Source organism: Aquitalea sp. ASV15, from assembly GCF_016429115.1.
Taxonomy (GTDB): Bacteria; Pseudomonadota; Gammaproteobacteria; order Burkholderiales; family Chromobacteriaceae; genus Aquitalea; species Aquitalea magnusonii.
This window is the reverse complement of sequence record NZ_JAELTZ010000012.1, coordinates 26,341-39,217: the sequence shown is the minus strand read 5'-3', so window position 1 is coordinate 39,217 and position 12,877 is coordinate 26,341. Positions and strand designations below refer to the sequence as shown.

General features: G+C 61.3%; 10 protein-coding genes and 1 riboswitch. Of the genes, 8 read left to right on the top strand and 2 right to left on the bottom strand.

Features of this window, described 5'->3' with window-relative positions:
* Positions 1–164: 164 nt before the first annotated feature.
* Positions 165–1,058 (bottom strand): transcriptional activator NhaR, encoded by an 894-nt coding sequence (gene nhaR, locus JHD64_RS07245; RefSeq protein WP_199052784.1) that lies wholly within the window; start codon positions 1,056–1,058, stop codon positions 165–167.
* 141 nt (positions 1,059–1,199) lie between these two features.
* Here nhaR and htpX point away from each other — a divergent pair, with 141 nt between their 5' ends.
* The 8 genes from htpX (at position 1,200) to JHD64_RS07205 (ending at position 11,414) form a co-directional block, all read left to right on the top strand.
* A complete protein-coding gene (gene htpX, locus JHD64_RS07240; protein ID WP_199052783.1) occupies positions 1,200–2,081 on the top strand; it encodes a protease HtpX in 882 nt (293 codons plus the stop codon).
* A 125-nt stretch (positions 2,082–2,206) separates the two neighbouring features.
* On the top strand, positions 2,207–3,187 hold the full coding sequence (locus tag JHD64_RS07235) for a TerC family protein (RefSeq protein WP_233170384.1): 981 nt from the start codon (positions 2,207–2,209) through the stop codon (positions 3,185–3,187).
* 99 nt (positions 3,188–3,286) lie between these two features.
* A riboswitch (Fluoride riboswitch) is annotated at positions 3,287–3,387 on the top strand.
* A gap of 77 nt (positions 3,388–3,464) precedes the next feature.
* A complete protein-coding gene (locus tag JHD64_RS07230) occupies positions 3,465–4,706 on the top strand; it encodes a voltage-gated chloride channel family protein (protein WP_233170383.1) in 1,242 nt (413 codons plus the stop codon).
* A gap of 201 nt (positions 4,707–4,907) precedes the next feature.
* The gene (aldA, locus tag JHD64_RS07225) at positions 4,908–6,332 is read left to right on the top strand and encodes an aldehyde dehydrogenase (RefSeq protein ID WP_199052782.1); all 1,425 of its coding nucleotides are present in this window, start codon (positions 4,908–4,910) and stop codon (positions 6,330–6,332) included.
* A 109-nt stretch (positions 6,333–6,441) separates the two neighbouring features.
* A complete protein-coding gene (locus JHD64_RS07220) occupies positions 6,442–7,725 on the top strand; it encodes a nitrate/nitrite transporter (protein ID WP_199052781.1) in 1,284 nt (427 codons plus the stop codon).
* Positions 7,725–8,972: a mandelate racemase/muconate lactonizing enzyme family protein gene (locus tag JHD64_RS07215; protein WP_199052780.1), complete on the top strand. Its 1,248-nt coding sequence runs from the start codon at positions 7,725–7,727 to the stop codon at positions 8,970–8,972. The genes JHD64_RS07220 and JHD64_RS07215 overlap by 1 nt, the downstream gene beginning before the upstream one ends.
* Positions 8,969–10,588 (top strand): GMC family oxidoreductase, encoded by a 1,620-nt coding sequence (locus JHD64_RS07210; RefSeq protein ID WP_199052779.1) that lies wholly within the window; start codon positions 8,969–8,971, stop codon positions 10,586–10,588. The genes JHD64_RS07215 and JHD64_RS07210 overlap by 4 nt, the downstream gene beginning before the upstream one ends.
* Positions 10,589–10,676: 88 nt before the next feature.
* A complete protein-coding gene (locus tag JHD64_RS07205; RefSeq protein WP_199052778.1) occupies positions 10,677–11,414 on the top strand; it encodes an IclR family transcriptional regulator in 738 nt (245 codons plus the stop codon).
* A gap of 9 nt (positions 11,415–11,423) precedes the next feature.
* On the opposite strand, the gene JHD64_RS07200 is transcribed toward JHD64_RS07205, so the two are convergent.
* Positions 11,424–12,836, bottom strand: a complete 1,413-nt coding sequence (locus JHD64_RS07200) for a PLP-dependent aminotransferase family protein (RefSeq protein ID WP_199052777.1) — start codon at positions 12,834–12,836, stop codon at positions 11,424–11,426.
* Positions 12,837–12,877 lie beyond the last annotated feature (41 nt).

Sequence of the window (12,877 nt, the reverse complement as noted above, 5' to 3'; positions counted from 1 at the left end):
GGCTTGTCATGCAGTATGGATAATTCGCCGGCAGAACAACAGTAGTCACCGCCGTTTTTGGCAGCGAGCGGCGTAAGCAGTCAAATCAGACCATGCTGATATACTGCTGGTTCAGTTTTTCAGGGAAAAATCGCACAGCAGAACCGTACTTTTCCGCGTGGCGATTATTCCGACACGGCAAGCTGAATGATCGCCTGTACCGCCGTATGCTGCAATTTGCGGCGGTTGGCAATGGCGTAATACTGCTCTTCCACACCGGTCACCGGGCCGAGCAGGCTTAGCTTGCCGCTGCCGGTGATATCGCTGGCGGCAAAGGCCGGCGCCGGGAACAGGCCGGCACCCTGTTCGCCAAAGGTATGCAGCAGTGCGCCATCCTTGAATTCCCCGACGATGTCCGGGCGAATGCCACGTTCGTCCAGCCAGTGTTCCAGCTGGCCGCGCAGCACATTGTCGCGGCTGGGCAGCAATAGCGGTGCCCGCTGCAGGCTGTGCGGAAATCCCGGCTGGTAGCGCTCGGCCAGTGCCGGCGTGGCGAAAATCATCACCGGGCAGCGGGCGAGCAAATAGGATTGCAGCGTCTGCTGTGCCGCTGCCGGTGCCGGGCGGTCGGCCAGCACCAGGTCCAGGCTGTGGCTGCTCAGCTCGTGCAGCAACTGGTCGAACGTCCCCTCGGTGCAATGCAGCCTGACGCGCTGTGGCAAGGCCAGCGCGGGTTGCAGCAGGCGGTAGGCAATGCTCTTGGGCAGCACATCGCTGATGCCGCTGCTCAGCCGCAGGGTGTGGTCCAGTTGCTCGTCGGCCAGCATTTCCTGCAATTCTTCCCCCAGCTGGAAAATCCGGTCGGCATAGCCCAGGGCCATGCGGCCGGCTTCGGTCAGCACCAGGCCACGGCCCTGCTGGGTAAACAAGGCGCGGCCGATATGTTGTTCCAGCCGCGAGATCTGGCCGCTGACGGTCTGTGCCGTCATGCCCAGCTGCCGTGCCGCCGCCGTGACACTGCCGGCACGGGCCACCGCCCAGAAATAGTGCAGATGCTTGTAATTGAGATCGCTGAGCATAATTATTCGAAAAAATCTGATGAATATTACTAGTTTATTTGATTTTTTCGTCGACTGGAAAGCTCTATCATGCAGCATCTGCTTCATGCGGGCCGGCACTCAGCGCCGACCTGTCATTCACCACTACTGAGAGGACTGATCATGAAACGCGTGATCTTGCTGATCGCCACCAATATCGCGGTGATGCTGGTGCTGAGCATCGCCGCCCAGTTGCTGGGCATCAACCGTTTTATCACCGCTGGCGGCCTGAACATGGGCAGCCTGCTGGCCTTTGCCGGACTGATGGGTTTCGGCGGTGCCTTCATTTCGCTATGGATGTCCAAGATCATGGCCAAGTGGAGTACCGGTGCCCGCGTCATTGAGCAGCCGAGTAACGAAACCGAACGCTGGCTGCTGTTTACCGTGCGCAAGCTGGCCGACCGCGCCGGCCTGCCCATGCCGGAAGTCGCCGTGTATGAAGGCGAGCCCAATGCCTTTGCCACCGGTGCCAGCAAGTCCAGTTCGCTGGTGGCGGTGTCCACCGGCCTGCTGTCCTCGATGACCGAGCAGGAAGTCGAAGCGGTACTGGCGCATGAAATCGCCCACATCCAGAACGGTGACATGGTGACGCTGACGCTGATCCAGGGTGTGGTCAACACCTTCGTGTTCTTCCTGGCGCGCGTGGTGGGCTATCTGGTGGATAACCTGTTGCGCCGCAACGACGAGGAGTCGTCCAGCGGCACCGGCATTGGCTACTTCATCACCGTGATCGTGTGTGAAATCGTGTTCGGCATCCTGGCGTCCTTCATCGTGATGTATTTCTCGCGTCAGCGTGAGTACCGTGCCGATGCCGGTGCGGCCAGGCTGCTGGGCAGCCCGCAGCCGATGATTGCCGCACTGCACCGCCTGGGTGGCGTGCATGCCGGCGAGCTGCCGCAGAACATGGCGGCCTCCGGCATCGCCGGTGTCGCCGGCCTGATGGGGCTGCTGTCCAGCCACCCCTCGCTGGAGTCGCGCATCGCCGCGCTGCAAGCTGTGCGCTAAGCCGCCGTATCGCCTGAGTACATGACGATGAGCAGGCTGGTCCTGCTCATCGCCGTTTTACCCCGCAGCCGGCTTCGGTGCAGGCTGCGTTATCGTGAAAGAACAAGATGATGGAATGGTTGAATATGTTGTTTGCAGGCACACCGCTCTGGATGTGGCTGATGTTCATGGCCATCGTGGCGGCCTTGCTGCTGTTTGACCTGGGCGTGCTCAACAAGGACGACCACGAGATTGGCGTCAAGGAAAGCCTCAAGCTGTCGGCGTTTTACATCGCCATGGGCCTGGCCTTTGGCGGCTGGGTGTGGTGGTATCGCGGCGGCGATGCCGGCATGCAGTACCTTACCGGCTATCTGGTGGAAAAATCGCTGTCGATGGACAACATCTTCGTGATGTCGCTGATCTTCAGCGGCATGGCGGTGCCACGGCTGTACCAGCACCGGGTGCTGTTCTGGGGCATTCTGGGGGTGATCGTGCTGCGTGCCATCATGATTGGCCTGGGCGCGGTGCTGGTGGCCGAGTTCAAGTGGGTGCTGGTACTGTTCGGGCTGTTCCTGCTGCTGACCGGCATCAAGATGCTGCTGGGCAAGGAGGAGGGCCATCCCTCGCTGGATGACAACAAGCTCTATCAGTGGCTGCGCCGCCACCTGCGCTTCACGCCCACCCTGCATGGCCATCATTTCCTGGTGCGTGGTGAACAGCACGGTCTGTCCCGTGGCTGGTGGGCCACGCCGCTGCTGCTGACGCTGATCCTGGTGGAAAGCGCCGACCTGGTGTTTGCGGTGGACAGCATTCCGGCAATTTTCGCCATCACCCAGGATCCTTTCCTGGTCTACACCTCCAACATCTTTGCCATCCTCGGCCTGCGTGCGCTGTACTTTGCCCTGTCGGCCATGGTGCACCGCTTCGAATACCTCAAGTATTCGCTGGCCATCGTGCTGGTGTTCATCGGGGTGAAAGTGGGGCTGGTGTATCTCAACGACATCCAGCTGGTGCAGTTCCACATTCCCACCGGCGTGTCACTGGTGGTGACACTGGGGCTGCTGGTCAGCGGCGTGCTGTATTCGCTGTACAAGACCCGCGACGAGAAAGGCGACACCCTGGGCTGAGCAGGCGCGGATGCAGGGCCTTGTGCCAAGCCGGATGGCTCCTGGGGAGCCATCCGGCTTTTTGCTTGTCTCGCTCGGGCTTTGCCGCTAGCATGGCTGTTCTTTGTGGGAGATGGCATGCCTCCCGCTTGTCCTGCCGCACGACCTGACGCGGCGGTGACAGCAAACCGCCCGTCCGGGCTGATGATGCCTGCATGATTCCCGGTATTGGGGATGCTGCAGGCTTGCGCGCGTCAGTACCGGGTGGTGCCCCTGTTTTGCTATTCAGAAGAACGCCATGTCTGCCATTTCCCGCTGTGAAACCCTTGCCATGCTGCCGCGCATGGCCAAATTACTGCTGCTGTCCTGTGTTGTCGCCTTGCTGGCGGGCACGGCCTCGGCCTTTTTCCTGCACAGCCTGGTGTGGGCTACCGCCATGCGTGACAGCCATCGCTATTTGCTGTGCTTGTTGCCGCTGGCCGGCTTTGTGGTTGGCTGGGTCTATCTGCGCTATGGCAGCCGGGTGGAAGCGGGCAACAACCTGCTGATCGACGAAATCCACGACCCCACCCGTATCGTTCCCCTGCGCATGGTGCCGCTGGTGCTGTGGGGCACGGTGATGTCGCATCTGTTTGGCGCCTCGGTCGGGCGCGAAGGCACCGCCGTGCAGATGGGCGGGGCGCTGGCCGACCAGATCACCCATGTGCTGCGACTGGGCAATGCCGACCGGCGCATCCTGCTGATGTGTGGCATCGCTGCCGGTTTCGCTTCGGTATTCGGCACGCCGCTGGCCGGTGCGGTGTTTGCGCTGGAAGTGCTGGCCATAGGCCGCATGCGCTACGACGCGCTGTTTCCCTGCCTGCTGGCGGCCATCGTGGCCGACCAGGTGGGCCTGGCCTGGGGCGTGCAGCATACCCACTATGCCATTCAATTCATTCCGGCCATCAGTGGCTGGACGCTGCTGGCCACGCTGGCGGCCGGGGCGCTGTTTGGCCTGGTCGGCAAGCTGTTTGCCGACAGCACCCATGCCTTGGCCGCAGTTATCAAGCAACTGCTGAAGTACCCGCCGCTGCGACCCTTGCTGGGCGGTGTGTTGCTGCTGGCCATTGTCTGGCCGACAGGGGCGGATCGTTTTGTCGGCCTGGGTATCCCGGTGATCGTCGAGGCCTTCCAGCAGCCGCTGCCGCCTTATGATTTTGCCGCCAAGCTGAGCCTGACCGTGCTGTCGCTGGCCAGTGGTTTCAAGGGCGGCGAAGTGACCCCGCTGTTTTTCATCGGTGCCACGCTGGGCAATGCCTTGTCACCGCTGTTGCAGCTGCCGTTTTCCCTGCTGGCCGGACTGGGCTTTGTCGCCGTGTTTGCCGGCGCGGCCAATACGCCGCTGGCCTCCACCTTCATGGCCATGGAGCTGTTTGGTAGCGAGGTGGGTATTTACGCCGCACTGGCTTGCGTGGCCAGCTATTATTTTTCCGGCCATAGCGGTATTTACCGTTCGCAACGCATTGCCCACGGCAAACACCCCCCTTTCCACGCGGGCTGAAGCTGAGCGAGCTGGCCGCCTGGCGGCAACGGGACCAGTGAGTTGAGGGCCTGTTTACGGCCTCTCGCCAGTCAATCTGCCTGTTCAAATAGGCAGGAAATTTCACTGGTAAAATAAATTATTCATATCTGAAATTATTTTGACCGCGCGGTCGGTGGCTGGTTTGATAGGGCTAATACTCTAATCGAGGGGTTTGGCCTGATGCGCACTTACCAGAATTTCATCAACAACTGCTTTATCACGCCGGACAGCGATGCCGGTTTCATTGTGCTGGATCCTGCCACCGGCCAGGCGCAAGCCAAGGTGTCGGCAGCCACCCCTGCCGAAGCACGACATGCGGTGGATGCCGCGGCGGCAGCGCAAAAAGCCTGGGCCGCCTTGCCGGCCTGTGAGCGTGGCCGGTACCTGCACAAACTGGCTGAGGCATTGCAGGCGCGTTCGCCGCAGATCGGCGCTGCGCTGGCCGCCGAGTCTGGCAAGAGCCTGAGCGATGCCACGGCCGAAGCTGGCTATGCGGCTGAAATCACCCGCTTTCACGCCGAATGGGCCAGGCGTATCGAAGGGGAGGTCATTCCCAGCGACACCCCGCAGGAAAACCTGCTGCTGCTGCGCGAAGCCATTGGGGTGGTGGCATGCCTCATTCCCTTCAACTTTCCCGTCTACACCTTGCTGCGCAAGATCGCGCCAGCACTGATCACCGGCAATACCGTGGTGGTGCGTCCCAGCAACAACACCCCGTGCTCGGCCTTTGAAATTGCCCAGGCGGTGCTGGATGCCGGTCTGCCTGCCGGGGTGGTGAATATCCTGACCATGAGCCATGTGGTGGCGGAAACGGTGTGCACGCATCCCAAGGTGGGCATGATCACCCTGACCGGCAGCGTGGGGGCCGGGCGCAAGGTGCTGGAGTATTCCCAGGTGAATATCGCCAAGTCATCGCTGGAACTGGGTGGCAAGACGCCGGCCATCATCGAGCCGGATGCCAGGCTGCTGCAGGCGGCCAATGACATCGTCGGCTCGGCTCTCAGCCATTGCGGGCAGCTGTGTACCTCGGTCGAGCGCGTGTATGTGCAGGAGGAGGTGTATGAAGATTTTGTCCGCCTGCTCAAACAGCGTTTTGCTGTCCGCCAGTATGGCAACCGTGCCGATAATCCCAACTATATGGGCCCGCTGGTCAATGCCACGGCACGGCTGAACATCCACCAGATGGTGGCGCGTGCGGTGGATGACGGGGCCACGCTGGAAACCGGTGGGTTCATTCCGGAAGGCCCTGGTTATTTTTACCCGCCCACCTTGCTCACCGGCTGTCGTCAGGACATGGAAATCGTGCAGGAAGAAATTTTCGGCCCTGTGCTGTGTGTCCTGAAATACCGCAGTGCCGACGAAGCCTTGCAATTGGCCAATGACCACCAGTTTGGCCTGGCCTCGGTGCTGTACACCGAAAACTACCGGACCGCCATGCGTTTTGCCAACCACATCGAAGCCGGCGAGCTCTATGTCAACCGCACCCCCGCGGATCCTTACCAGGGCTACCACGCCGGCTGGAAACGCTCCGGGCTGGGGGGCGACGACGGCAAGCACGGCATGCTGGAGTTCACCCAGACGCGGCTGGTCGTCCTGAAATACTGAGCTTACTCCCGGTCATTCACCCGGCATCACAACAAGTCTGCACACGACAGGATGGCCAAGCGATAAGGCCGGATAAAAGTCCTGCGGTGCAGCAGGAGACACCATCAAGATGAATCATGCTGACTCTTTGGCGACAGCAGCGCCGCTGCATGCCCGCAATCGTCTGCGCTATTTCCAGTTTGGCTTGCTGCTGTTGGCCGCAGGTGCCATCTATCCCTTGCTATACCTGCGGCAAAACTTCGAAACCACCATCCTGCAAAGCTTCCGCATCAGCAGCAGCGATCTGGGGGTGTTCTATTCCATGCTGGGCGTGGTGTATGCCCTCAGCTATTTGCCCAGTGGCTGGCTGGCCGACCGTTTTCCTCCGCGCTTGCTGATTGCCTTCTCCTTGTCTGTGGTTGGCGGTCTGGGCTTGTGGTTTGCCACTTTCCCGCCGTATCAGTCTTTGGAGTTCATCTTTGTCGGCTGGGGGCTGGCGGCGGGGCTTACCTTCTGGGCGGCCCTGCTCAAGGGGGTGAAGATGCTGGCCGCGGCCAATGAGCAGGGGCGTTTCTTTGGCATTCTGGATGGTGGCCGTGGCCTGGTCGAAGCGGTGCTGGCCTCCATTGCGCTGGCCATCTTTGCCTTTCATGTCGAGCAGGGAGAAGACTCCAGGCTGGCACTGCGGCAGGTGATTTATCTGTATTCCTTTACCTGCCTGGGCATTGCCGTACTGATTCTGCTATTCCTGGACAAGGGCGTGGCCGAGCGCGACAGCAAGGCTGAACGCCAGAACACGGTGCTGGCCGACTTGCGGCTGTTGCTGTCCATACCGCAAGTCTGGCTGCTGGCCTTGATCATCTTCTGCGGTTACCAGCTGTTCTGGGCCACCTATTCCTTTTCGGCCTATTTGCAGCAGGGCTATGGCATGAGCGCAGTGGCTGCCGGCTTCATTACCGTCACCAAATTGTGGATGCGTCCCATCGGCGGGATCGGTGGCGGTTTTCTCGGCGACCGTTTTTCCAAGGAAGGTGTGCTGGGGCTGAGCATGCTGTTTTCCTCGCTCAGCCTGTTTGGCCTGATCTTTTTTCCAGGCAGTGCCGGTCTTTATTTCCTGCTGGCACTGGTGCTGCTGCTCGGCGTGCTGACCTATGCCATCCGCGGCTTGTACTGGTCCTTGCTGGATGCCTGCCGGGTGCCGCTGTCGGTGACCGGCCTGGCCATCGGCCTGATTTCGGTGATCGGTTATTTGCCGGATATTTTCCTGCCCATGATCAATGCGGCTTTTGCCGCACATTATCCCGGCATCGATAGCACCCGTTTCTATTTTGCTTATATCGCCTGCTGCGGCTTGCTGGGCACGGTTGCAGTGTTTTACTTCAAACATCTGAATAAACAACGGGAGTCTGTGTGATGAAGATCATCTCCATGGAAACACATGTCGTCGCGGTTCCTCCGCCACATGTTGGCGGTATGTACTGGATTTTTGTCACGCTGAAAACCGATTGCGGTATCGAGGGCGTGGGCGAAGTGTATGCCGCCACCTTCCATCCCAAGGTGATGGTGCCGGCCATCAGCGATGTGTTCGAGCGCTATCTGCTGAACCATGATCCGCATCAGGTGGAGCGCTTCTTCCGCGAGTGTTATTCCAGCGGTTTCACCCAGCGCCCGGACCTGAGCATGATGGGCATTGCCAGCGGGCTGGAAATGGCCTGCTGGGACATCATCGGCAAGGCGGCCAATCAGCCGGTCTACCAGCTGATCGGCGGCAAGGTGAATGAGCGCCTGCGCTCCTACACCTATCTTTATCCCAGGAATGCCCATGGTCAGTACGACTATGACGACCCTGATCTGGCCGCGGAATGCGCCGCGCAATACATGCAGCAAGGCTTTACCGCGCTGAAGTTCGACCCGGCCGGGCCTTATAGCGTGTATTCCGGCCATCATCTGTCGCTGGAGGTGATGGACCAGTGTGAGCTGTTCTGCCGCAGGATCCGCGAGGCGGTCGGCAGCAAGTGCGATCTGTTGTTTGGTACCCATGGTCAGATGACGCCGGCCTCGGCCATCCGCCTGGCGAAACGGCTGGAGCAATACGACCCGCTGTGGTTTGAGGAACCAGTCCCCCCCGGCCAGGCCGATGCCATGGCGCAAGTGGCCAGCAAGACCAGCATCCCGATTGCCACCGGTGAGCGGCTGACCACCAAGTATGAATTCCTGGAACTGCTGCAAAAGGGCGCGGCCTCCATCTTGCAGATGAATCTGGGACGGGTGGGCGGCATTCTGGAAGCCAAGAAAATTGCCGGCATGGCCGAAGGCTATTACGCCCAGATTGCGCCGCATCTGTATAACGGGCCGGTCGGTGCCGCTGCCAGCATTCAACTGGCGACCGCCACGCCCAATTTCCTGATCCAGGAAAGCATCATGACCTGGGATGGTTTCCATTCCCAGGTGCTCAAGCAGCCTATCCGCTGGGAGGATGGCTTCATCATCCCGCCGACCGAGCCTGGCCTTGGCGTGGAGCTGAACATGGAGGTGGTCAAGGCGCACTCGCCTTATCAGGGCGAACGCCTGCACCTGCTGATGGACCCCAAGCCGTTTGATGTGCGGACGCAGTCATCCGCTGCCTGGAAGAACCGCTGGAATACGGATAAAAGCCTATGAGCCAGCAATACGATTCCATCATCGTGGGCGCGGGTTCTGCCGGATGCATCCTGGCCAGCCGGCTGAGCGAGTCCGGCCAGCATCGCGTGTTGTTGCTGGAAGCGGGTGGCAAGGATGATTCCTTCTGGTTCCGCCTGCCGGTGGGCTATGTCAAAAACTATTACAACCCGCAAACCAACTGGATGTATTACACCGAGCCGGAGGCCGAGCTGGCCGGGCGCAAGCTGTACGCACCGCGCGGCAAGGTGCTGGGTGGTTCCGGTGCCATCAATGCCATGATCTATGTGCGCGGGCAGCCGGCCGATTTCGATGACTGGGAGGCCGCAGGCAATCCGGGCTGGGGCTACCGCGATGTGCTGCCTTACTTCAAGCAGCTGGAAAACCATCCGGCTGGCGATACGCCCTGGCATGGCAGCAAGGGGCTGATCGGCATCACCCCGATGCGCGAGCAGGCGCATCCCATCTGCCAGAATTATCTGGAAGCCTGCCAACAGCTGGGTTTGCCGCTTAACGACGACTTCAATGCAGCCCGGTTTGAAGGCGCGGGCATTTACGAGGCAAATATCCAGCATGGCGAACGCGCATCCAGTGGCGCGGCCTATCTGCATCCGGCCATGAGCCGGCCTAATCTCACAGTCGAGACCCACTGTCAGGCCGAAGCCATCCTGTTTGACGAGACGGGCCGTGCCAATGGCGTTGCGGTCCGGCAAAACGGCGTGGCACGCCAGTTTTTTGCCAGCAAGGAAGTGATTGTCGCTGCCGGTGCGGTGGATTCACCCAAGCTGCTGCAATTGTCCGGCATCGGTGATGCCGCCTTGCTGCAAGGGCTGGGCATTCCCCTGCGCCAGCACCTGCCGGCGGTGGGGCAGAATCTGCAAGACCATCTGTGCGTGTCCTTTTACTACCGCGCCAATTGCAAGACGCTGAATGATGAGCTGGGCAGTCTGTGGGGGCAGGGGCTGGCGGCCTTGCGCTATGCCTTTACCCGCAAAGGGCCGCTGGCCTTGAGCGTGAATCAGGCCGGGGGCTTTTTCCGCGGCAGTGAACAGGAGGAGCGGCCGAATCTGCAACTGTATTTCAATCCGCTGTCCTACAGCATTCCCAAGGACGCCAAGGCGGCGCTCAAGCCCGAACCCTATTCCGGCTTTCTGGTGTGCTTCAACCCCTGCCGCCCCAGCAGCCGGGGCGCGGTTGCCATCAGCAGCCGCGATCCCGGGGTCGCGGCCAGCATCCGTCCCAATTATCTGTCCACCGACAAGGACCGCCGCGAGGCGGTGCAGGGCAGCCGTTTCATCCGCCGCCTGATGCAGGCCGAGGCCTTGCGCCGCATCACGGTGGAAGAAGTGTCGCCAGCCAGCCGGGTGGCGGACGATGACAGCATGTTGCGCTTCTTCCGCGAGGAGTCCGGTTCCATCTATCATCTGTGCGGCAGCTGTGCCATGGGCCCCGATCCGGCCAGCGCGGTGGTCTCGCACCGGCTGCAAGTGCATGGGGTGGCCGGGCTGCGGGTGGTGGATGCTTCCATCTTTCCCAACATCACCTCCGGCAATACCAATGCGCCGGTGATGATGGTGGCGGAAAAGGCGGCGGCCATGATTTTGCAAGACTGGCGCTGAGCCGCCCAGCCGCCACCATTGTTATCAACCAGGCCCTGCGCTGGCTGCCTGAGCCGACAGCACAGGGCTTTGTCACAGGACAAGTATCTTGCCAGCGCGACCAACCGCACCTGCTGTCGACAGCTCCATTGCCATTTTGCAGTTGCTGGTCAATGCCTCCTACCCGCTGACCCAGGCCGAGATCAGTGCGCAGACCGGTATTCCCGTTGCCAGCTGTTACCGTATTCTGGGCAGCCTGTTACAGGCCCAGCTGGTGGTAATGGATCCGGGGCGCAAGAAGTCCTACTGCATCGGCGCGAAGATTTTCCAGATGGCCTCCACCATCTATGGCCGGCAAAGCATCATTCCCTATTTCCACCCGATTGCCGAAATCCTCAAGAACGAAGTACACAAAACCGTGCTGCTGAGCATGCCGGTGGGCAATACCGTGGTGGTGGTGGCCAAGCTGGAGTCAGCGTTGAGCCACCGCTTCCACTCCTATATCGGCCAGACCCTGCCCTTGCACCGTGCGGCTGCCGGCAAGGCCATTCTCAGCCTGCGCAGCACGGACTATCTGCAAGCCTATCTGGATGGCGAGTACCTGACCGCGCCGCAGGAGCTGCGCAGCCAGCTGGAGCGGGCCCAGCGCCTGGGTTATGCCGTGACCCACGGGGAAATCGAGAGCGGTGTCAGCTGCCTGGCCGCGCCGGTGGTCAATCTGAGCCATGAGCCGATAGCGGCCATCAGCATCTGTGTTGCCAGTGATGAACTGAGCGAGCCGGCCAGCCGCAGTTATTCCAGCGCCCTGATCCAGGCGGCCAGGCAGCTGGCCGCGCGCATAGGCTGAGCCGGCGGCTCAGGCCGAGGTGAAATAACCTTCCGGCCCATCGCGCAGGGTGGCGGCGATAATGCGCAGCCCCTGTTCCATCTGCAAGGGATCGGCGCTGCCGCTCAGGCACAGCCTGACCGCATGCGGCGGCGCGGTGCGGCCCACGGTAAAGGCATCGCCCAGCTTGATGATCACCTTGCGTCGCCGCAGCATGGTGCCGAACTCGGTACTGCGCCATGGTGCCGGCAGCGTCAGCCATAGGTGCGGACTGCCGTGGTGGCTGAGCATGGGCAGGCCCTGCAGCAGAGGTTCGGCCAGGCTGCGCCGGTAGGCAATATCCAGGCGCTGTGCCTGCAGTAACTGGTGCAGCACACCGTTTTCCATCCAGCGACAGGCAATTTCCACCGATAACGGCGTCGCCATCCAGCAATTGGCGCGAATGATGGCGGCCAGCTTGCCTGACCAGGCATGCGGCGCCTGTACCATGCCCACCCGCAGCCCCGGCGACACCGATTTGGACAGGCTGCAGACAAAAAACACCTGTTCCGGCAGCAAGGCGGCCAGGGCAGGGGGCGGGTCGCGCAGAATGGCCGCAGGGGTGGCATCCTCGATAATCTGCAAATGCTGGCGCCGGGCGATATCGACAATCTGCCGCCGCCGCGTTTCGCTCATGGTGGCGGTGGTGGGATTGTGCAAGGTAGGCACGCAAAACAGCACGCGCGAGTTGACGGCGCGGCACATCTGCTCCAGTGACTCCGGAATCAGCCCTTCCTCATCCACCTCCACGCCTATCAGTTGCAAGCGCATCTGCTGGGCCAATGCCACGATGCCGGGATAGCTCAGCACTTCGCACAGCACGGTATCGCCCGGCATGGTGAGAATGCGAAACAGGCAGGCCAGCGCATGCTGCGCACCATTGGTGATGGCCACCCGGTCAGCCTCGCCTGCCAGGCCGAAGCGGCGCAGCCAGCCGGCAATCGCCGCCCGATGGCGGTGATGGCCGCATTCCGGCTGGTAGTCCAGCACCCGGCGCTGCGCCTCGGCATCCTGGCTGATATCCAGCAGGGTTTGCGCCAGTGCCAGGTCTTGTCCTACCGCCACAATCACGTTCTGTCCCAGGTCGATCAGCCCCTCATCCCCCTGCTGCGTCAAGTCGTTCGGTCCGTCACCGGCGACCTGTCGTGCCAGTACATAGGTACCGTCGCCAATGCGCGACATGACCCGCCCCTGTTCTTCCAGCCTGGCGTAGGCCCGGCTGATGGTGCCTGGCGTAACGTGCAGGGCGCTGGCGAGGGTACGGTGGGGCGGCAGCTTTTCCCCAATGACAACCTGGCCGCCATCGATGACTGCGCAGATGGCATCGCAGATAGCCTGATAGCGAGGCTGGGCGCAGCTTTCCAGGTCGGGAAGCCAGCTTTTGATGCGCAATACCAGATCCATGATTTCCTCGCGGGGCCGGCAGGGCCGTGATGACGCTGTCG